Source organism: Psychroflexus longus (assembly GCF_020164595.1).
In the GTDB taxonomy this organism is placed as follows: Bacteria; Bacteroidota; Bacteroidia; order Flavobacteriales; family Flavobacteriaceae; genus Psychroflexus; species Psychroflexus longus.
Genome location: NZ_JAIQZE010000013.1, coordinates 34,373 through 54,711 on the forward strand (window position 1 = coordinate 34,373; position 20,339 = coordinate 54,711).

Genomic DNA, 20,339 nt, shown 5'->3' on the forward strand with positions numbered 1-20,339 from the left:
GGGTGTATAAATTTTAGCTTTCTAAGTTTATATTAAGGTTAAGTCATTGACTTATAGATTAAAACATAATTGATATTGAAAGTTTTCTGTTATTTTTGGTAAGAACTTTAAAAACTTCAATTATGAAAAAAATTACTCTATTGTTAATTGCAATTTCATTCTGTTTGAATTCTAATGGACAGGGTACAGAAACATTTGACAATCTTGAATTGTCAGGAACTAGTTATCAAGACGGAACTTTCGAAGGACAGGACGGCTCTACTTGGACTTATACTCAATGTAGAGGCGATGTTGAAATCACAGGTCAATCTATTATGATTGGTAGAAATAGATCACCACAAGCTGAATTCTTTTCTGGGTCAATTTCTGGAGGAATTGGAGAACTTACATTCAACTACTTACAAGCATTTGGTACTGATGTTAATCTAAATATATTAGTAAATGATATTGTTGTTGGTAATGTAACAAGCAGTGACGAACAAAATATTGTAAAAAATTCTGGAACGATAACTATAGATCAACCTGGAGATTTTGTAATCAAATTTATAAATGAAAACAATAGTGATGGTCAGGTAGTTATTGATGATATTTCATGGACCGGATATACTGGTTCGGCTACACCTAATATATCTGTGGGAAGTGATGTCTCCGGCTTATTTTATTTTGAAGGCAATTTCGATCCTACCAATGCTGAAGGCTCATTTTCTGTGCAGGGAATTAATCTCACAGAAAATATTACAATTACTTCACCCGCAGATTTTGAAATCTCAACCACATCTGGTGGAACTTTTTCCAATGCAATAAGCCTTACAGAAAATAGTGGAGAAGTTTCTTCAACTGAAGTATTTGTAAGATTACAATCAAATTTATCTCCTGGAAATTACTCAGGAGCTGTTATTGTAAGTTCAAGTAGCGTTTCAGAATCTGTAAGCGTTTATGGTGAAGTCTTAGTAGCTAGTCCACAACTGGATGTACAAACTGCTTCTATTTCAGATTTAAACTATGATCTAGGCAACGGTCCATCTCAAGAAGAAAGCTTTGTGATTGAAGGTCAATTTTTGATTGATGATATCAATGTTGCTGCGCCAGTCGATTTTGAAGTCTCCTTAAGTTCTGGTACTGGATTTTCTAATAATGTAACTGTTAATCAAACTGCGGGAAATGCTTCATCTACTGTATATGTAAGACTAGTACAAGGCCTTACGGAAGGAGCTTACACAGGAAATCTTCAAGTCACTTCACCTAATGCGACCCAGGAAACAGTAGAATTAAGTGGAAATGTATTTGGTGAAGTTACCAGCGATATGATTATTACAGGTGTTTTTGACGGGCCTCTAACAGGTGGAACTCCAAAAGTAATTGAGTTCTATGTAGTAAGAGACATTTCGGACCTTAGCACATTCGGTGCTGGAAGTGCCAATAATGGTGGTGGAACAGACGGACAAGAGTTCACTTTTCCTAATGTAACCGCAACCGCTGGTGAGTTCATTTACATTTCATCTGAAGCTCCAAATTTCAACGCCTTTTTTGGTTTTGATTCAGACTATGTTTCAACCGTAGCTAATAACAATGGTGATGATGCCATTGAATTGTTTCAAAACGGACAGGTGATAGATACTTTTGGGGACATTAACACAGATGGAACAGGTGAAGCATGGGAATATTTAGACGGATGGGTATACAGAACTAATAATACGGGACCTGACGGTAGCTCCTTTGTACTAGGCAACTGGACATTCAGCGGTGTCGATGAAAATGACGATGATACAACTCAAGATACAGCAACCAATCCTTGGCCAATCGGAACTTTTTCAACTACTTTAAGTGTCAATGCATTTGATTTAAACTCAATAAAATTATACCCTAATCCAGTTTCCAATGGAATTTTAAATATTGAGACTTCTGCAAACGATGCGCTAAGTATTGAATTCTTTAATATGCTTGGTCAACGCGTATTGACTTCCAAAAATTCCAAAAACATCAACGTTTCCAATTTGAATGCAGGTGTATATTTGGTGAAAATTAATCAAGGTTCATCATCACTTACAAAGAAAGTTGTGATCAAGTAAGATTTAATTCAGTATCCACTTATTTACTAAAGCACCCTATTTGCAGGGTGCTTTTTTATTACTTTTGAATTCCATTTAAATTTATGAATTACGACTTCCCGTTACATATAACATCAGATCAGGATTTTGAAAAAGTTGCCTTAAAGTTATTTCAGCAACAATTCAATTTCAATCCTGTCTATAATGAATTTTGTAAACATCTGAATGTCAATAAGCATCGAGTGAAATCGCTAAAAGATATTCCCTTCTTGCCTATTCAGTTTTTTAAAACTCATGAGGTGAAGACTAGTGATTTCACTCCTGAAATTACCTTTCTAAGCAGTGGAACTACAGGGCAGATTCAAAGTCAGCACAAAGTGAAAAATCTCTCACTTTACGAAGATAGTTTCACCAAAACCTTCGAACATTTCTATGGGAATATCGAAGACTTTGTCATTTTAGGTTTGCTTCCCTCCTATTTGGAACGCGAAGGTTCATCTTTGATTTATATGATCGATCATTTTATAAAGAAAAGCAAATTTAAAGAGAGTGGGTTTTATTTAAATGAGCTTGACCAACTTTCAGAAACCCTAAAAAAAGTTGACCAATCTGGGAAGAAAGTTCTACTGATTGGAGTTTCGTTTGCTTTGCTCGACCTGGTGGAAAAAGAAACGTTTCAACTTCAAAACACCATCGTCATGGAAACCGGAGGAATGAAAGGTCGACGTAAAGAGATGATACGTAAAGAACTCCATGACATTTTAAGTAAGGGTTTTGGGGTTGGAGATATACATAGTGAATACGGTATGACCGAGCTCCTTTCTCAAGCCTATTCCAAAGGTCAAAGTAAATTTGAATGTCCGCCTCATATGAAGATATTGATAAGAGATACAGAAGATCCATTTCATTATTTAGAAAAGGGAAAAACTGGCGGAATTAATGTGATTGATCTTGCAAACATCGATTCATGCCCATTTATAGCGACTCAAGATTTGGGTAAAAAAATCAATTCTAAAGAATTTGAAATTCTCGGAAGATTTGATCAAAGCGACATACGCGGGTGTAATCTTCTTGTGTTATAACATCTAAGTTTTTAATTCTTTTGAACTCGTTAATTTATCCCTAAGAATCAGCGTAAAACAACTTCAATTACAAGCAAATAGAGGATTAACTTGTATATTTGCATTTAGATTTAATCTTAATAGAAGTAAATTGTTTTATGAAATTGAATAAAGACGATATTAAAAAGGCTTTAGAGACAATTACCATTGCAGGTGAAGGTCAAAATATAGTGGAGAGTGGGGCATTACAAAACATTATCACTTTTGGTGATGAAGTGGTTGTAGATCTTAAACTTTCAACTCCTGCTCTACATATTAAAAAGCGTGCTGAAGTAGATGTGATGAAAGCCATCCACGAACACGTATACAACAAAGCAAAAGTTGAAGTCAAAATAACCGTTGAAGCTCCAGAAAAGAAAAATGTTAACGAAATCAAAGGAAAACCAATTCCTGGCATTCAAAATATTATTGCAGTAGCCTCTGGTAAAGGAGGTGTAGGAAAATCTACTGTGACTGCAAATTTGGCTGTGACTTTATCAAAGTTAGGCTTCAAAGTAGGATTGCTAGATGCAGATATTTATGGACCTTCTGGTCCCATCATGTTTGATGTGGCTAATGAAAAACCGCTATCGGTAACCAAAGATGGAAAATCCAAAATGAAACCGATCGAAAATTACGGTGTAAAGTTGCTTTCTATAGGATTTTTTACCAAGCCAGATCAGGCTGTGATTTGGAGAGGGCCTATGGCAGCAAAAGCACTCAATCAAATGATTTTTGATGCCGATTGGGGAGAGCTTGACTTCTTGCTTGTAGATTTACCTCCAGGAACTGGAGATATTCATTTATCGATCATGCAGTCTATGCCAATTACTGGCGCATTAATCGTAAGTACTCCTCAAAATGTAGCTTTGGCTGACGCTAAAAAAGCAGTGTCGATGTTTCAGCAAGAAAGCATAAATGTTCCTGTTTTAGGAATTTGCGAAAACATGGCTTATTTTACTCCAGAAGAATTACCTGATAACAAGTATTATATCTTTGGAGAAAAAGGAGCCAAATACCTTGCAGAAGATTTAGGAGTTCCATTTTTGGGAGAAATTCCTTTGGTACAAAGTCTTAGAGAGTCTGGAGACGTTGGTCGGCCAGCTGCTCTGCAAGAAGGGACCCCACTTAGTGAATCCTTTGCAGAATTGACGCGTAACACTGTGCAACAAGTGGTGAATAGAAATAAAACCTTACCGCCTACAGAAGCTATTAAAATCACAACTATGGCTGGATGTAGTGCCGTTAAAAAGAAATAATTATGATGACTGGTCAAGAATTAAGAAGAACTATAGAAACAGCATTGGACGAAATCCGTCCTTTTTTGAAAAGTGATGGCGGAGATATTGAGCTGCTTTCTATTGAAGACGATTCTCTTGTAAAAGTTCAATTGATGGGAACTTGTGTGGATTGCACCGTAAATCAAATGACATTGAAATCTGGTGTAGAAATGACGATAAAAAAACATGCCCCTCAGATAAAAGAGGTCGTAAATGTAAAAGCCGATCAGTTGGCTTAAAAAGTTGAATTTTTAAAATTAAATAGTTGATTTTGATATGATCAAAACAGATATTCTCATTATTGGAGCAGGACCTACAGGACTTTTTACTGTATTTGAAGCAGGATTGTTGAAACTGAAATGTCACATCATAGATGCCTTACCTCAACCAGGTGGGCAACTTTCAGAATTATATCCTAAAAAACCTATCTACGATATTCCTGGTTTTCCAGAAGTAAAAGCTGGGCAGTTGGTTGATAACTTGATGGAGCAAATCAAATCTTTTCAACCTGGGTTTACGCTTGGTGAACGAGCAAAAGATATCGAGAGACAAGAGGACGGGAGTTTTATTGTCACTACAGATGAAGGCACCAAACACCACGCCCCTATCGTGGCTATAGCTGGTGGTCTTGGAAGTTTCGAACCTAGAAAACCACCTATTAATAACATTTCCAAGTTTGAGAACAAGGGTATTCACTACATGGTAAAGGATCCTGAGCAGTTTAGAGACAAATCGGTGGTGATTGCAGGCGGTGGAGATTCTGCTTTGGACTGGAGCATCTATTTGGCCGATGTGGCTTCTGAAGTGACTTTGGTGCACAGAAGAAATGAATTTAGAGGTGCGCTGGAATCTGTAGACCGTGTGAAGGAACTAAAGGATATGGGTAAAATCAAATTAATTACCCCTGCCGAAATTGTGGATGTGAATGGTGAGGATCACTTAGAATCGGTATCGATCCGCAAAAACAATAATCCCGAAGAAGATTTTACCTTAGAAACAGATTACTTTATTCCGCTGTTTGGACTCTCTCCAAAACTGGGTCCTATTGCGGACTGGGGATTAGAAATTGAAAAAAATGCGATTAAGGTTGATAATACGTTAGATTATCAAACCAATATTCCCGGCATTTATGCCATTGGAGATGTCAACACCTATCCCGGTAAACTAAAATTGATTCTTTGTGGATTTCACGAAGCGACTTTGATGTGTCAAAGTGCCTTTGCAAAAATCCATCCTGGGAAACGCAACGTTTTAAAATATACTACCGTCGGTGGTGTCGCAGGTTTTGATGGCACCAAGAAAGAAGCGCCTAAGTCTGTGATTAGAAGCATCGATTAACCAACAAGATTTTTCCTATTACACTTAGATTTAAATTTTGAATTGATTTTCAATTGGTTAAAATTTATTTTTGCTTTTAAAGCAAAGCGATCTATGTTCTATGTTCTAAAAGCGAAGCAGTCTAAACTTTATTTAAAACTGATTGAGGTCAGCTGAAAATCCCTTTAGATTAAATAGTTTTGCCACTTCGAATATCGTTACAACAATGGATGTAAAAATTACAATTATAGATCGGGACGGCACTGCTCACAAAGTAGATGCTCCTACAGATATGGCTATGAACCTCATGGAAGTGGTCCGCTCTTATGAACTTGCGCCTGAAGGTACGATAGGAATTTGTGGTGGCATGGCGATGTGTGCCTCCTGCCAATGCTATGTGAAATCTGATACGCCCCTGCGTGAGAAAGAGGACGATGAAGAAGCCATGCTAGCAGAGGCCTTTTACGTTCAGGATAACAGTCGACTAAGTTGCCAGATTCCCATCACCGAAGAGCTGGAAGGTCTAGTGGTTGAGCTAGCGCCGAGTGAGGAGTAGTCGGTAGTCGGTAGTCGGTAGTCGGTAGTCGGTAGTCGGTAGTCGGTAGTCGGTAGTCGGTAGTCGGTAGTCGGTAGTCAAAATAATTGATTTGGGTGAATTAGAGGTAGAAGTCAAGGTAATTATAATCCATAATTACCTTATGTTTAAAATTTTGATTTTATCTCTCTTTGGAAAAGCTTCGAGAAACAGCTATTTAAAATCTATACAAAACCTTTAATAAAACATACTTTGGCAATAGCCGATAAGTCGTAGTGGTGGATCCGATATCACTAATGTTGAAATTTCTAAACTGCCTGGTATTGAAAAGATTTTTTCCACTCAGTCCAAGCGTCCACTTGTCTTTTTTTAATTTATACTGTGCTTCCAAATCGGCAAAATAATACACATTGTCTAGGTTGATATTTCCAAATTCGTAACGCTCTGACTCCACCTGAATATAGAACCTCTCATTTAAAATAAAACTTAGATCCAAAAAACTTACATTATCTGTAAACGAATTTTGAATCGTCGTTTGTATCTCGTTACTAGTCCACTTAGTGCCCAAATGGTAGTTAAACCAACCCGTAAAACCTGATCTTAATTCCAGACCATAACCAATAGTAGTAGATTCCACTTGCCTTAGTTCAGAATCGTTGACTATGTTTTTGAATTCTGATTGACTGTAACTTAGGTCCAATTTCAAATTGGAGGATATAAACTTAAAATAATAATCCAATTTGGAATTAATACTGATAAACTCCCTATCCTGGATCAAAATTTTGCTCGATTGTGTGAAGTTTTGATCTATAAATGTATTGGTGCTAAAAAAATCATGATTCTTACTGTAAATCAAAAATGTGTTGGCAAAAAATCGGCTGCTCCAGTTCCCGAGTTCATAATTGAAAGTCACCGAGGAAGCGTCTAATTGGTTAAACTCTCCCGTACCTCTAGTAAAAGGCCTAAAACCTGTCAATACAAATTCTGAATATACATCTAGAATTTTAGCATTGGTGGTGGTGTGAGAATAAGACGAACGTATTCTGTTTTTATCGTTGATCTTCCAATCCAAACTCAATCTAGGATTTACAAAAAAAGGAGATTCGTTATCTGAAGAATTCTCTAATTCCAACTTGTTAAACAATTGATGCACATTTGCTTCCCCTATGATCGCAAAATCATTTATACTGTATCTGTATTTGGATTTTAAATACAAGTCATTCACCGTGTAGGAGGTTTGGTTTTGGTAGCCATCGGGTCGATTTGAGACCACATCATCTTCTAATAGCTCCAAACTGGTCTGCAAGCGGTCTCTCCTCAATTCATTTCCCACTTGCACTTCAAATAAATCATCATTAGCCTTTCTATCCAATAAATGCGCGTTTACACCAATGTACTGCATTTTGTTGTTACTGAGTTGTCTGACATTATCTGCAGATTGATCTGGGAACAGATCTTCATAAAAGAATTGATTTAAACGGTGAGTTTGTGGTGTCATTTCGTCAATAAAGCGCCCTGTGAGCAGAAAGACTTTTTTGTCTTTAAACTTATTGCTATAACTCAGCTTTTGATCAAATAACGTATTGGTATGCGACAAATCTTGCCGGGTAGAGATCCCATTGAAAAGTAAATTGGAATCATCATCAAAATTTCCGGAATTATATTTTGTGGTGCTTTCCAGCATTTCAGTTTTTGAAAAATCATAAACAAAATCTAATTTTCCAAAGCCTATTAGCTTTCTATTTTTCAGTTGAAAATCTTCTGTATTCGTAAAATTGACATCATTTAATGTTACATTTTGGATATTGGTTTGGAAGAAATCGGTTTCATCGGCATTAAAGAAACCTAAGGTTTTGATCTTAAGCTTTTCAGTAGTATTAAAAATTGCATTCAAAGATACCAACTCGGCATTGTTAAAATTAGTTCTTCTGCGCTTGAAATTAAGCTGTGGAGGCGCCAAACTAATAAGGTCGCGCACCTGCTGGTTGTCTCCAATACTGGCTGGTTCGTTATAACGCATTGGTCGTATCAATTGATTGATATCTCCAGTCGCATCGTAACCTATGCTGTTGAAATTGGTCAGGAAGTAATATTTATTCTTTTTCCCAAAATTCATCAAGTTAGTCTTCAGTTCATAAAACCCGTCATTGCCGTGGCCTGCTTCTATATTTCCAAACCAGATGCGTTTGGATTTTTCGTCCAGTTTCAAATTAAGAGCCACTTTATTACTTTCCTCAACGCCTTTTAGAAGCCTGTTGTTGGAGTAATTTTTAAGCACTTCCACTTCTTCGATAGGATAAGCTGGCATGTTTTTGGATAAAATTTTATAGCCTCGTTCAAAAAGATCATCACCGTCCACCATTAATTTTTCGATTTCCTGGTTACCTACTTTTATGGTGCCTTCACTATTAATTTGTAAACCTGGAATTCTCCGCAATAGATCTTCCACAGTTTGCTCTGTTCCATCCGTGAAGTATTTAGATTTAAAGGTGATGGTGTCGTTTTGCACTCTAATAGGTCGTTCGGCTAAAACTATAACTTCGTCTAAGCTTGTAGACTCACCTTTGAGGACTATATCTACATTAATTTCATCTGTATCTTCATTTATAATAACAATTTTATTTTGAGAAGCATACCCAAGGCTGGAAAAGACTAAAGTATACTCACCAGATTTCTTGATGCTGATGTTGTACTTTCCTTCAGCATCTGAATAGGTGTAGGATATAATAGAGGACAGAGAGTCTTTTTTGACAAGAACATTACTAAAAGCAATGGTATTCCCTTCAGTGTCATTGATGGTTCCTTTTACTGTGGTTTGGGCATTTGAAATACTAGAGCAAATCAATGATGAAATTAGAATTAAAAATAGACTAAGATATTTCATACTTTTAATTTTCCCAGGGATATTCCAACTCCAATCCTTTGTATTTAGATGTTTTGATATTACTTACTCTGCTATCTCTAGGAAGTTTAGCTAAGAGTTTGGCAAATTGTTTTTCAACGTCTTTTTGTCTTAGTTCTATATAGCCTTTGAGAGTAATTTCGTTATGATCATCATTTTCATTTGGAATATTCAGTTCTTTAAAAGAGCCTTGTTCATACTTCAAACGTGTTGCATAAAAATGTACTTCATCCATTTTATCATAAGCTTCTAAAATAAGACCAGGCAAACCTTGAAGCTTCCAGGGACCAAAAGGCACGGGTATATCTGGCGAAAACCAGGCTGTATAAAGTCTACCACGGAAAAGAGCTTCTGCTTCTATACAATCAAAACCCATAATCTCTCGTTTAGAGTCGGGTTTTATATTCCATTCAATAGCTGGCAAATTCTCTTTTACGATTATTCTTTCACCATCTAATTGGGTTTTCATTCTCAACGTCCGATCTTTTAAATTCACAAAATAAAAAGTGGGATTTGTGCCTGATAAATCTCTAACTTGAGTATTATCAGGAATTGATTTTATATCTCCTTTACCTTCTTTGTATATAGATTGGGCTGAAGTAAAAGTTAATTGAGAATTTTTAGATATTGGAATATCTAAATTTAAATCAAGCGTGTATTCTACAATCGTATGATTTTGAATATTCTCCTGAGTGTAAGTGTTTGATAAAGTAATGAGAAGTAGTACCAGCAATTTATTCATGAGTTATTTATTAAATTTTTCAACTTGCTCCTTACAATCTTCACATTTTTGGTTGAGAGGTTGGTTTTTGTAACCTTTTGGCATTTTACTAGAAAGCCTGGCTAATTCTTTATTTACAAGAATTTCTCTTTCTATCAAATATTCATCTACAGTCATAGGATTCTCAAACTTAGATTCATCATAAGAAATTGAACAAGACTGTTCTTTGGATAGTGATATTTTTTTTGCGTGTATATGTAAAACTCTATCTGCATCATATACCTCTAATATAAGCCCTGGGAGTCCTTGGAATTTCCAAGGCCCAAATTGAATTGGTATTTCTGGCGAGTACCAGGCTGTATAAAATCTACCTCTAAACTCTATTTTAGCTTTATAGCATAAGAAATTTCCAATCGTTTTGGTTTCATCTTTCAAGTCCCAATTCCATTGGAAAGCATCTTCCTTGACAACAAGCTCTTTGTCGTACCAAATCTGTAAAAAATGTAAGTCATCAATTTTGTTGAGATACATCTCTGGATTAAGATTGTTTCTTTCTGCTTCAACATTCATTTGTAAACCCTCATCTTCTTGTGAGATAGACTCTTTTTTATTTGATTTCTTATTCACCACTTCCTTATAAAGAGAGGATCTCGAATTAAATTCCAATGTGAATTCTCTTGAGAAATCTCTTGAAAAATGAGTAGAATGTGTGTAGTTAACCTTACCACAAATGGACTGGGCACTTGATTGAATTACAAATAATAAGACAACTAAACTGAATTTTATAAATGTTTTCATTTTTAAAATTATAGAAGTTCGATTCTGACAAATATAACTAAAAAATTAGTCAATTAAATTTTTATTCAAATTTTAAAGCTCCCACTCATAAATCTTTTCGACACCAGCTCGGTTAATTTTTGAATTTACAGATGTAACACCTTGTGGGACTCTAGATTGCATTCTCTGCATTTGCAATTTAATATGTTCCTCCTTTCTTCTACAATCTCTTTGTAGTCGACGATTTCAAGATCATTTTGGTAATCTAGCCTTAACTCCGTATCAAAAGGATATTTTACTTGGGTAGCCCTCCAATGATGAATCATAGGTTCGTCCACTGTATATATTTCTAAAATTATACCTGGTAATCCTTTAAATTTCCAAGGACCAAATTGGTTGATTATTTCAGGTGTAAACAAAACTTTGTAGGTTCTACCTCTAAAAGATCCTGTTGCTTTTAAGCATTGGTAGGGTCCTATTTGTTTGGTTTCTTTAGATATTTGCCACTTAAAATCGGGTAAATCATCTTCTACAATGACATATTCTTTACCGCTATTAAATACGACGTCTCTAAATATCAATTTATCTGAACGGTTATAGTACTGATTACCAATGGAGTCATTAAGCGATATTTTAAAACTCAATTCACCTGACTCATCCTGGGTCAAGTTATTTTCTCCTTGAAAATTAAATATTGATATGGATTCATTCGAATTAAATATATGCTTCACTGGTATAGTTTTTCCTAATCCAACATTGATGTAATCATACTGTGATTCGTAGTTGTTTTGTCCAAAAGAAAAAAACATAAATGAGAGAAAAATGAGAGATATAAAGGTTTTCGTAAGTTAAGTTTTGATTTCATCTAATTAGAAAATTGCTTGATTTTAAAAATTATATTTTTGATTTTTTTTCCTGATCTTTACTTATTTAGTACTTTCATGAAAAAAAAGGATATTGTTAGAATTAAAGAATTCATAAGTTTATTTCTCTTCCCATTCGTAAATTTTTTCTAAACTCACTCGTTCTGTTTTATTCAATGTTATAGAACCTCCTCTTGAAACCCTAGCTTTCATTCTTTCATCCATTTGTTTCAATTTGTTATCAAATTTTTCGACAATACTTCTATAGGTAACTAACGGTGAATCATACAGTTCTTCTGAAAACTTTAAATTTAATTTTTGATTAAATGGGCTAATAATTTTTATTGCCTTCCAGTGATATTTTAATCCGCTATATTCATTATAAGCTTCTAAAATTAAGCCTGGTAATCCCTTAAGTTTAAATGGTCCGAATCCAGCTGGGATTCCTGGAGCATAATAAGCAACTATTTTACTACCCCTGAATGTAGTCTTTGCTTCAAAACAAGTAAATGTATTGATCTCTTTAGTCTTGTTTGGGCTCAATTCCCATTGCAGTTTTGGTAAACTATCTACTGCAACGATGGTGTTCTCGGAATTTTTAGACTGACTTACAAAATACAAGTAGGGTGAGTCCAGCTGGCTATAATACTTCATAGCATTGACTTTTACTATTTCAGGATTGATTCTGTAGTCATCACCATCCTCGCTTTCTATAGTCTTGTCATTCTTCACTTCTATAAAATCAGTGGTATAAAGCGCATTATTGGTATTAGCTATTAAATATTCAGTACTATTGATAGAACCTTTATTGACAGCGTACTCCACATAAATTTTTGAAGATTTATCTTGGCCGTTTGTAAAATGAACTGTAATAAAGGTAATTAAAAGACATATTATATTTTTCATTTGAATCATTTAAATAAAATGAGGCTGACAATATTTTATCAACCCCATCTGTAAAATTAATCTTAATTGTTTAACTCAGCTTGAACTAATCTGGCTTGCAACATCATAGTAGTCTTAGCATATGCTTTATATTCAGTTTCACTTGAATCATTAGCTGTTTGAGTGTAGTTTCTAGTTATTACTTCTCCAGTAACTTGATTAGTTGCAGTTATGCTGTAACTAAACATACAAAGTCCGTAATCGACATCAATATTAGATTCTATATCCAGGGAATCTAAACACAATAATTCGAACTCAAAGTTTTCATTTGGATCATTGGCAGCAAATGCAAAGGTTCTTACTAGCATAAAAGCTAGTGCAAAAAATAAAGTTTTTATGATTAAAATTTTAAATAACGATTTTGGCAGTTAAACGGTTCTCTAGAAAGCGAGTAGCATGCTAAAAACTAGCCTAACTTTAAGTTTATCTTTTATTTTTAAATATACAGTAGTTTTTGTTTTAGCACTTACAAGCTATTGGTTATGCTATATATTATTTGCAGTTTAAATCTTAATTATTAGATCTATTAAAGTTAAAGATAATAGTAGAATTAAAATGAACAATAAAAATTTATTAAAATATCTTCTATTTTTTATTTTGAACAGATTGTCAGTTGACAAATGATATATAGCTATAAGTATTGCAATTGATAATAATGCTATTTAAAATATGAGTAAATCATAGTACTAATATTTAAGAAGCTACTTCTTCATTTACGTTAGCTTTATACATGCAATATGAAAAATCAGCTACAGCCCATGTTACACCAACCCGATTCAATGCTCTTCCCAACACTTTACCAACCATTCTAAAAACTGATTTTTTACCTAGCCTTTTTATACCTTCTTTTATATACTCATTTATTATACCCTCGAGTATTTTTGATTGCATGAACAGTAGCTAAAACTTTTAAAAGTTACGGCTACTGTTTTTTATTTTAATTGTAAATAAATTGTTTAATTCACATACCTTTCATAACAGATTTCTAATCCTGTTTGAACACCTAAAGTACGTTTGACTCTAACTCTTATATCAACATCAGTATTACCTTCTCCTACTGCTTCTGAAAGAGTACTTTTTACACATTCTTCATTCCTACAAGTATTGCAAACTGTTTCAGAGTCCCAAAAACCTGGAGGGTCAGCTTTTAAGAGGTTATTGTCATTATTATTAATACTTTTAAGAGCGAAGGTATTTTTATTTTTTCTTAAAAAAATCTTTAGCTCTAAATCATCTTCCATAGTTAATAACTCTTCAAAATTTGAAGTCAAAAATTCATTTACATTTCCGTTTTTGATTTCAACTTCCTTTCCTAAACTTTCAAATGATTTTAAATTTAACTGGAAATTGGATTCATTTATTGACAAATTGTCTACTTCTCTAATTACTTCATCTTTAGTACAAGAGGTGATGAAAATTATTACAATAAATAAAAATAAATTTTTCATGATTAAAATTATTAAACAATTTTTTTAAGCAATTTTCAATCTTACCGGATTCTCCACACTTCTCGCTTAAGAAGTTGCACATCTCATGAAAACCTATACATTTACGAAACGAAGTGAAGCATATGTATTCATGCCTTTACGGGAGAAGCTTCTGCCTGGCAGGAGCTTTCTCTTTTTAATCCTTATAACTATCTCATTCGCATATGATTTTGTTTCATAAAGATATAGTTAATATTCAGTTCACAATTACGGTTCGACCGTACTTTTGTTAGGGGAAAACCGTAAATATTTTCAAACCAAATTTTGATCTAAAAAACTTCTCATCCCACTGTTTACAGAAGATTACTATTTTCGCACTACAAAAAACCTTGTTTTTCAGAAAAAAATTCTTCTAGTTTTTGAAATTCCCAGAAGTAACTTGTTTCATTTTTAATTTGTTTGTTGGCAAACTACAATCGTTTACAAACGACTACAAACGTTTGTAAACGTAAGTAAAAGAAAGTAAATGGATAACAGACGACTAATCCCCTATTGTCGAAGCACCTTTGCCCTGTCGATTGGAAACACCGTCGATGTGACTTGGAGAGACTAAGTCAGTTTTTAAAACCATTTTAATTTTATAGTTATGAGTACTTTAAAAAATCACGTACAGTTAATGGGCCACTTAGGCCAGGATCCAGAAGTAGTTAATCTAGACTCTGGAAAGAAATTAGTTAAATTCTCTATCGCTACCAACGAGTCGTATTACGATAACAGCGGAGAGAAAGTCACCAACACCTATTGGCACAACATCATCGCCTGGGGCAAGACGGCTAGTTTTATAGAAACCTACGTCAAGAGAGGACAAGAAGTCCTATTGAGAGGTAAACTTGCCCCACGCTCTTACGAAACCAAAGACGGCGAAAAACGCTACATCACCGAAGTCAATTGTTCGGAGATTGTACCTACAAGCCAGAAATAGGCAAAAGTCAAATCCCTCACTCTAACTCCCTCCCGGGGGGAATAACTTTTACTCCTGCTCTACAATTAGAGCAGGAGTTTTTTAATTTTCTTCCCTTAGGGATGGGCTAGGGCTGGGCATTTTTCTTCCTCTCCTTCAGGGAGGTCGGGAGGGGACTTACGCTATAGCCTTGTAATAATTGATTTCTTTGGCAATCCCATCCCAAAGAATAAGTCGTTTTTCTAAAGCTTCTCGAGAACACGCTTCCACTTCCTTCCACTTTTGCTCATCCTCACCACATAAGGCAGCGATCAATTCTAAAGCCATCGGGCCGTGTTCGTCTTCATCCAGCTCGATGTGACGGTCAAAATAGTACTTTAACAAACTCAAATCTTCCTCTGGAAAATTCTGCTGAATCTCGCCGATGATAGAGGTAAACATATCCGGAATCAATTCTTCTCTTCCAAACGTAAAACAGGCGGCAATTTCATGAGCTTTCCCATTTTTGATGGTGTTGAAGGTAAATATCAGAAACTCCTTCACACTCTCTGGTAAGTCGCTGGTAGCAATGACCAAAAACACATCTGTCCCGTGCTGAATTTGATCCACAAAATCCTGCACTGTCTGGGTGGAAGCTCCTGCCTTTTGCATCGCATCCAGATACATTTCAAAATGACTCTGGCGTTCACCATCGGCATTAAGGTCGGTTTCCTCTGCTAGAACAATCTCATTGATCAGGTAGCGGTGTTTTGGATTCCCTACAGGCACCCAGGGCGAACTTGTGCAGGTCAACTGCGTTTGGAGTGACTTCAAGAGCGACATAAAATCCCAAACCGCAAACACATGGTGTTTCATGAAGATTTGTAAATCTTGAGGAGATTCTACACTTTTATAAAGGTGGTGGCGTATGAGTTGTGGCCTTAAGTCTTTTAAATTTGCTTTGAGTTCCGTTACCTGCATTATCTTCAATTTTATTTGCAAAAATAGAGAGTCAGATAAGATTTAACTCTATCTGACTCTTTATTTTAGAATTTTATTTTGAATATCTTATCTTTTATTTAAAAGCCGAAATCCCAGTAATATCCAGCCCTGTAATCAGTAAATGAATATCATGGGTGCCTTCGTAAGTCACCACACTTTCCAGATTCATCATATGCCTCATAATGCTGTATTCTCCAGTAATTCCCATGCCACCAAGAATTTGTCTTGCTTCTCTGGCAATGTTGATCGCCATCTCTACATTATTACGTTTGGCCATTGAGATCTGAGCCGTCGTCGCTTTGTCTTCGTTTTTCAACTGACCCAATCGTAAGGCTAGCAACTGAGCTTTTGTGATTTCAGTAATCATTTCAGCCAATTTTTTCTGCTGCAATTGGTAACCAGCAATAGGTTTTCCAAATTGGATGCGTTCTTTAGCATAACGAAGCGCCGTATCGTAGCAATCCATTGCTGCACCTATAGCACCCCAGGCAATACCGTAACGAGCCGAATCCAAACAAGATAAGGGCGCTCCAAGTCCACTTTTACCTGGCAATAGATTTTCTTTAGGCACTTTTACATCCTGAAAAATCAACTCGCCGGTAGCTGAAGCTCTAAGCGACCATTTGTTGTGCGTTTCTGGAGTAGAAAACCCTTCCATACCACGCTCCACGATCAGTCCGTGAATTCTGCCTTCTTCATTTTTAGCCCAAACTACAGCAATGTCACAAAATGGTGAATTGGAGATCCACATTTTGGCACCATTCAATAGATAATGATCGCCTTTATCCACAAAATTAGTTGTCATTCCGCTGGGATTAGAACCATGGTCTGGCTCCGTCAATCCAAAAGAACCCATAAATTCGCCTGAGGCCAACTTTGGCAAGAACTTTTTACGTTGTTCTTCAGTGCCGTAGGCATAGATCGGATACATTACCAAAGACGACTGTACCGAAGCCGTAGACCGCACTCCACTATCTCCTCTTTCAATTTCTTGCATGATCAATCCGTAAGAAATTTGATCTAAGCCTGCTCCCCCATATTCTTCCGGAATATAAGGTCCAAAAGCACCTATTTCTGATAAACCTTTGATGATTGACTTAGGAAATTCAGCTTTTTGAGCGGCCTCTTCTATGATAGGGCTCACATCACGCTTCACCCAATCTCTCGCCGCCTGGCGAATCATGCGGTGTTCTTCCGTTAATAAATCATCTATATTGTAATAATCTGGGGCTTGAAAAGTATCTTGTTTCATAATAAAATAATATTGTAAACAAATTTAACGAATACAGGACTGAACTTCTACTAAGCTTTGTTATTATTTTACTTAAATCCCAAAAGATCACATCTTTAAATAGAAATCTTTTACCAAATCGATATATTCCTGGGTATATATGTGCCTGGAATGCTCAATAATCAATTCTTCAATTATAACTTGCTCTGTTTTGTTTCTTCTGAATTTGAGTAGCGTTCGCTTGATTGGGGAAGCAGGTTGGCCTCTCACATTTAGTATGTCTGATGGGTACAGCTGGGAATCTTTAGCCACTGAAATGAATTTTTCCTGTTCTGAAAAAGGAAGAATTACACTGAAGGATCCACTAGCAGACAACAACATAGAAACTCCCTGTAATAAATCTTCGAAACTTAAATGCTCCTGAAACCTAGCTTTTTCCCGTGAGGTATTTTCGCCATCAAAATTAGGTTGTTCTGAATAAAAAGGTGGGTTCGAGATAATCAAATCGTAGGTGTCATCCATTTCAGAATAAAATTCTTTAAAGCTGGCGTGATAACAAAACAAGCGATCGCCCCAGGGACTGTTTTCAAAATTCTCAACACATTCTTCAAAAGCATCAGGATCTATTTCCACCGCATCAATAGTTTCAGCATGAAAGCGTTGAGCCATCTGAAGTGCTAGAACTCCTGTTCCTGCGCCTACATCCAAAATGGAGTTGATATTTTCATCAACATCTGTCCAGGCGCCTAGAAGGACAGCATCCGTTCCAATTTTCATCGCCGATTTGGAATGATTGATATTAAATTCCTTAAACTGAAAAACTTTATCTTTCATTTTCTTCGTCTTCATAATCATCGACATCGATAATCTTCATCTGCGGCTCCTTCATCGTTCGTTGATTAGCTATGCTTCTTTCCAGAGAAAGCAACAACGAGGGGAGAAGTAGTAAGTTAGCCAACATCGCAAATAATAAAGTGGCGGAAACTAATCCTCCCAAAGCTACTGTTCCACCAAAACTTGAAATCATAAACACTGAAAACCCAAAAAACAAAACAATTGAAGTATAGAACATGCTCACCGTAGTTTCGCGTAAAGCTGGGTAAACTGAGCGTTTTATTTTCCAATGGTTTGCCTTTAACTCCTGCCTGTATTTGGCGAGAAAGTGAATGGTATCATCAACACTAATCCCGAAGGCAATACTAAAAACCAAAATGGTAGAAGGTTTTATAGGAATACCGATAAAGCCCATCATACCTGCTGTCATCAAGAGTGGCAGTAAATTGGGAATTAAAGAGATTAAAATCATCCTAAACGATCTAAACATCCAGGCCATAAATAAGGCAATAAGTATGATCGCAAGTGATAAGGAAAGTACAAGATTGTCTACTAAATAATGCGTACCCTTTTGGTACACCAAAGCTTTTCCAGTCATTGTAACCTCGAAGCGCTCTTCCGGAAATATTTTTTTAATTTCTGGAAGTAATTTAGCTTCAATTCTGGATATTTCTTCGGTAGTGACATCTTTCATGAACATGGTCATTCTGGCAAATTGCCCAGTCGAATCTACATAGGAGGAAATTCCACCTTCAAGGTTATCCATGCTTCTAATGTATGGAGCCATAAAAGTTTGCTCTTGTGAAGTAGGCAGTTGGTAATATTTGGAATTGTTATTATAAAACGCTTGCTTGGCATATTTCGCCAAATTTACGATAGATAAGGGTGGAGAAAGCTCTTCAATTTCATTGATTTCAGATTTTAACTCATCCATTTTTTTCAATGTAGAGAGTTTGGTCACACCATTTGGACGTTTAGTGTCAATCATAATTTCCAAAGGAAGCACGCCATCAAATTTGTCTTCAAAAAACTTGATGTCTTTGAAAAATTCAGCGTTTTGCGGCATGTCTTCAAGAAGACTCCCTGAGATTTTAATATTAAAAATACCTATGATGCTAAGGCCTAAAACAGCTACAGAAGTAAAGTAAATAGTTACTCTTCTATGTTTTACCATCTTAACAATCCACTCCACAAAGCCTTCAATCCACTGCTTGCCTAAATGCCTCAAATGCTTATCCTTTGGCAGCGGCATATAACTGTAGATGATGGGTATAATGAGTAAGCTCAAGATGAAAATCGCAATGATATTGATGGAAGCCAGAATACCAAATTCTTTAAGCAATTCGCTTTGAGTAAAAATAAAGGTGGCAAAACCAGAAGCTGTAGTCACATTGGTCATCAAAGTAGCATTACCGATTTTGGTGATTACACGCTGAAGCGATTTAGCCTGATTACCGTGTTTTTTGATCTCATGCTGGTATTTATTGATGAGAAAAATACAGTTAGGAATCCCTATGATGATAATTAAAGGCGGAATGACCGCGGTCAATACAGTAATTTCAAATCCTAATAAGCCTATGAACCCAAATGCCCACATCACACCAACAATAACAGTAAGCATTGAAATAAGTGTCGCCCTAAAGGATCTAAAAAAAAAGAAAAATATTAATGACGTTACAAATAAAGCAGAGAGGACAAACCACTGAATCTCATCCACTATATTCTGAGAATTCAAAGTCCGGATATAAGGCATTCCAGAAACATGAATTTCTAAGGAATTGTCTTTCTTGAAAGACTCTATCAATGGAACAAATTTTTCCATAATAAAAATCTGTCGCCCTTTAGCATTGACGATGCTGTCCTGCATGTAGGCAACTGTCTGCACAGTCTTACTTTTAGAATTGAAAATAAGTCCGTCGTAGAATGGGTAATCTGTAAATAAAGTTTTACCGTAGTTTTTAATTTCGTCTTCAGAAAGGGAATCCCTGTCTAAAATGGAGTGCATTTCAAAGCGCTTGGGGTCTTCTCGCTTTTCTAATTGCTGCAAGTTATGAATGCCTATTACAGATTTTATTTCTGAAAATGAAGCTAAAGTGTCAGCCAATTCTGCCCAAGCATTAAACTTTTCTGGAGTAAATAGGCTCTCATCATCGGTGGCTATCATGATCACATTACCATCCGATCCAAATTTCTCTTCAAATTCAGCATATTGTTGATTAATTGGAGCATCATCGGGTAACAAGTTGGCTTCAGAAAAAGAAAACTTCATGTGTTGCCACTGAAAACCAAGAAAGACTGTAATTGCTAAAAGCAATATGATGATCAAAATTCTATTTCGAAGAATCTTGCTAGCTATGAAATTCCAAAATCCGAAGCTGAAAACCTTATTCATGTAGTATTGTGTGAATTTGCAAATG

At 35.8% G+C, this 20,339-nt stretch carries 19 protein-coding genes; 7 read left to right on the forward strand and 12 right to left on the reverse strand.

Going from position 1 to position 20,339, the window contains the following annotated elements; all coding sequences use genetic code 11:
- Positions 1 to 122: 122 nt before the first annotated feature.
- From LB452_RS11340 to LB452_RS11365, 6 genes are all read left to right on the forward strand, one after another.
- Positions 123 to 2,069 (forward strand): T9SS type A sorting domain-containing protein, encoded by a 1,947-nt coding sequence (locus tag LB452_RS11340; protein ID WP_224461853.1) that lies wholly within the window; start codon positions 123 to 125, stop codon positions 2,067 to 2,069.
- 83 nt (positions 2,070 to 2,152) lie between these two features.
- Entirely contained in the window at positions 2,153 to 3,130 is a 978-nt protein-coding gene (locus tag LB452_RS11345) for a LuxE/PaaK family acyltransferase (RefSeq protein WP_224461854.1), read from the forward strand.
- Between the two features lie 137 nt (positions 3,131 to 3,267).
- On the forward strand, positions 3,268 to 4,407 hold the full coding sequence (locus LB452_RS11350; protein ID WP_224461855.1) for an Mrp/NBP35 family ATP-binding protein: 1,140 nt from the start codon (positions 3,268 to 3,270) through the stop codon (positions 4,405 to 4,407).
- A 5-nt stretch (positions 4,408 to 4,412) separates the two neighbouring features.
- Positions 4,413 to 4,667 carry a NifU family protein gene (locus tag LB452_RS11355; RefSeq protein WP_224461910.1) on the forward strand — a complete coding sequence of 85 codons (255 nt, stop codon included), beginning with the start codon at positions 4,413 to 4,415 and terminating at the stop codon, positions 4,665 to 4,667.
- Positions 4,668 to 4,704: 37 nt separating this feature from the next.
- Positions 4,705 to 5,766, forward strand: a complete 1,062-nt coding sequence (locus tag LB452_RS11360; RefSeq protein WP_224461856.1) for an NAD(P)/FAD-dependent oxidoreductase — start codon at positions 4,705 to 4,707, stop codon at positions 5,764 to 5,766.
- Positions 5,767 to 5,971: 205 nt separating this feature from the next.
- Complete coding sequence (locus LB452_RS11365) at positions 5,972 to 6,301, forward strand: 2Fe-2S iron-sulfur cluster-binding protein (protein ID WP_224461911.1); 330 nt, start codon at positions 5,972 to 5,974, stop codon at positions 6,299 to 6,301.
- Between the two features lie 196 nt (positions 6,302 to 6,497).
- On the opposite strand, the gene LB452_RS11370 is transcribed toward LB452_RS11365, so the two are convergent.
- The 8 genes from LB452_RS11370 to LB452_RS11405 form a co-directional block, all read right to left on the reverse strand.
- Positions 6,498 to 9,164, reverse strand: a complete 2,667-nt coding sequence (locus tag LB452_RS11370; RefSeq protein ID WP_224461857.1) for a carboxypeptidase-like regulatory domain-containing protein — start codon at positions 9,162 to 9,164, stop codon at positions 6,498 to 6,500.
- Between the two features lie 4 nt (positions 9,165 to 9,168).
- Positions 9,169 to 9,924, reverse strand: a complete 756-nt coding sequence (locus LB452_RS11375) for a GLPGLI family protein (RefSeq protein ID WP_224461858.1) — start codon at positions 9,922 to 9,924, stop codon at positions 9,169 to 9,171.
- 3 nt (positions 9,925 to 9,927) lie between these two features.
- On the reverse strand, positions 9,928 to 10,701 hold the full coding sequence (locus LB452_RS11380) for a GLPGLI family protein (RefSeq protein ID WP_224461859.1): 774 nt from the start codon (positions 10,699 to 10,701) through the stop codon (positions 9,928 to 9,930).
- A 125-nt stretch (positions 10,702 to 10,826) separates the two neighbouring features.
- Positions 10,827 to 11,489, reverse strand: coding sequence for a GLPGLI family protein (locus LB452_RS11385; protein ID WP_224461860.1), 663 nt, complete (start codon positions 11,487 to 11,489; stop codon positions 10,827 to 10,829).
- A gap of 174 nt (positions 11,490 to 11,663) precedes the next feature.
- The gene (locus LB452_RS11390; RefSeq protein ID WP_224461861.1) at positions 11,664 to 12,449 is read right to left on the reverse strand and encodes a GLPGLI family protein; all 786 of its coding nucleotides are present in this window, start codon (positions 12,447 to 12,449) and stop codon (positions 11,664 to 11,666) included.
- A 62-nt stretch (positions 12,450 to 12,511) separates the two neighbouring features.
- Positions 12,512 to 12,796, reverse strand: a complete 285-nt coding sequence (locus LB452_RS11395; RefSeq protein WP_224461862.1) for a hypothetical protein — start codon at positions 12,794 to 12,796, stop codon at positions 12,512 to 12,514.
- Between the two features lie 385 nt (positions 12,797 to 13,181).
- A complete protein-coding gene (locus LB452_RS11400; protein WP_224461863.1) occupies positions 13,182 to 13,379 on the reverse strand; it encodes a hypothetical protein in 198 nt (65 codons plus the stop codon).
- Positions 13,380 to 13,444: 65 nt separating this feature from the next.
- Entirely contained in the window at positions 13,445 to 13,936 is a 492-nt protein-coding gene (locus tag LB452_RS11405; RefSeq protein WP_224461864.1) for a hypothetical protein, read from the reverse strand.
- Positions 13,937 to 14,561: 625 nt separating this feature from the next.
- On the opposite strand from LB452_RS11405, the gene LB452_RS11410 reads away from it, so the two are divergent.
- The gene (locus LB452_RS11410) at positions 14,562 to 14,897 is read left to right on the forward strand and encodes a single-stranded DNA-binding protein (RefSeq protein ID WP_224461865.1); all 336 of its coding nucleotides are present in this window, start codon (positions 14,562 to 14,564) and stop codon (positions 14,895 to 14,897) included.
- A gap of 156 nt (positions 14,898 to 15,053) precedes the next feature.
- Here LB452_RS11410 and LB452_RS11415 read toward each other — a convergent pair whose 3' ends face one another.
- The 4 genes from LB452_RS11415 to LB452_RS11430 form a co-directional block, all read right to left on the reverse strand.
- Positions 15,054 to 15,836 (reverse strand): DUF3050 domain-containing protein, encoded by a 783-nt coding sequence (locus LB452_RS11415; protein ID WP_224461866.1) that lies wholly within the window; start codon positions 15,834 to 15,836, stop codon positions 15,054 to 15,056.
- 94 nt (positions 15,837 to 15,930) lie between these two features.
- Entirely contained in the window at positions 15,931 to 17,109 is a 1,179-nt protein-coding gene (locus LB452_RS11420; protein ID WP_224461867.1) for an acyl-CoA dehydrogenase family protein, read from the reverse strand.
- 87 nt (positions 17,110 to 17,196) lie between these two features.
- Positions 17,197 to 17,922, reverse strand: coding sequence for a tRNA1(Val) (adenine(37)-N6)-methyltransferase (locus tag LB452_RS11425; protein WP_224461868.1), 726 nt, complete (start codon positions 17,920 to 17,922; stop codon positions 17,197 to 17,199).
- The gene (locus LB452_RS11430) at positions 17,912 to 20,314 is read right to left on the reverse strand and encodes an efflux RND transporter permease subunit (RefSeq protein WP_224461869.1); all 2,403 of its coding nucleotides are present in this window, start codon (positions 20,312 to 20,314) and stop codon (positions 17,912 to 17,914) included. The genes LB452_RS11425 and LB452_RS11430 overlap by 11 nt, the downstream gene beginning before the upstream one ends.
- Positions 20,315 to 20,339: the final 25 nt, after the last annotated feature.

What these genes read in the sequence shown, in the direction of transcription:
- LB452_RS11370 (WP_224461857.1), bottom strand. Translation starts at nt 9,164, where the DNA reads ATGAAATATCTTAGTCTATTTTTAATTCTAATTTCATCATTGATTTGC.
- LB452_RS11340 (WP_224461853.1), top strand. Translation starts at nt 123, where the DNA reads ATGAAAAAAATTACTCTATTGTTAATTGCAATTTCATTCTGTTTGAAT.
- LB452_RS11400 (WP_224461863.1), bottom strand. Translation starts at nt 13,379, where the DNA reads ATGCAATCAAAAATACTCGAGGGTATAATAAATGAGTATATAAAAGAA.
- LB452_RS11365 (WP_224461911.1), top strand. Translation starts at nt 5,972, where the DNA reads ATGGATGTAAAAATTACAATTATAGATCGGGACGGCACTGCTCACAAA.
- LB452_RS11390 (WP_224461861.1), bottom strand. Translation starts at nt 12,449, where the DNA reads ATGAAAAATATAATATGTCTTTTAATTACCTTTATTACAGTTCATTTT.
- LB452_RS11375 (WP_224461858.1), bottom strand. Translation starts at nt 9,924, where the DNA reads ATGAATAAATTGCTGGTACTACTTCTCATTACTTTATCAAACACTTAC.
- LB452_RS11345 (WP_224461854.1), top strand. Translation starts at nt 2,153, where the DNA reads ATGAATTACGACTTCCCGTTACATATAACATCAGATCAGGATTTTGAA.
- LB452_RS11425 (WP_224461868.1), bottom strand. Translation starts at nt 17,922, where the DNA reads ATGAAAGATAAAGTTTTTCAGTTTAAGGAATTTAATATCAATCATTCC.
- LB452_RS11385 (WP_224461860.1), bottom strand. Translation starts at nt 11,489, where the DNA reads ATGTTTTTTTCTTTTGGACAAAACAACTACGAATCACAGTATGATTAC.
- LB452_RS11395 (WP_224461862.1), bottom strand. Translation starts at nt 12,796, where the DNA reads ATGCTAGTAAGAACCTTTGCATTTGCTGCCAATGATCCAAATGAAAAC.
- LB452_RS11405 (WP_224461864.1), bottom strand. Translation starts at nt 13,936, where the DNA reads ATGAAAAATTTATTTTTATTTATTGTAATAATTTTCATCACCTCTTGT.
- LB452_RS11415 (WP_224461866.1), bottom strand. Translation starts at nt 15,836, where the DNA reads ATGCAGGTAACGGAACTCAAAGCAAATTTAAAAGACTTAAGGCCACAA.
- LB452_RS11410 (WP_224461865.1), top strand. Translation starts at nt 14,562, where the DNA reads ATGAGTACTTTAAAAAATCACGTACAGTTAATGGGCCACTTAGGCCAG.
- LB452_RS11430 (WP_224461869.1), bottom strand. Translation starts at nt 20,314, where the DNA reads ATGAATAAGGTTTTCAGCTTCGGATTTTGGAATTTCATAGCTAGCAAG.
- LB452_RS11355 (WP_224461910.1), top strand. Translation starts at nt 4,413, where the DNA reads ATGACTGGTCAAGAATTAAGAAGAACTATAGAAACAGCATTGGACGAA.
- LB452_RS11350 (WP_224461855.1), top strand. Translation starts at nt 3,268, where the DNA reads ATGAAATTGAATAAAGACGATATTAAAAAGGCTTTAGAGACAATTACC.
- LB452_RS11380 (WP_224461859.1), bottom strand. Translation starts at nt 10,701, where the DNA reads ATGAAAACATTTATAAAATTCAGTTTAGTTGTCTTATTATTTGTAATT.
- LB452_RS11360 (WP_224461856.1), top strand. Translation starts at nt 4,705, where the DNA reads ATGATCAAAACAGATATTCTCATTATTGGAGCAGGACCTACAGGACTT.
- LB452_RS11420 (WP_224461867.1), bottom strand. Translation starts at nt 17,109, where the DNA reads ATGAAACAAGATACTTTTCAAGCCCCAGATTATTACAATATAGATGAT.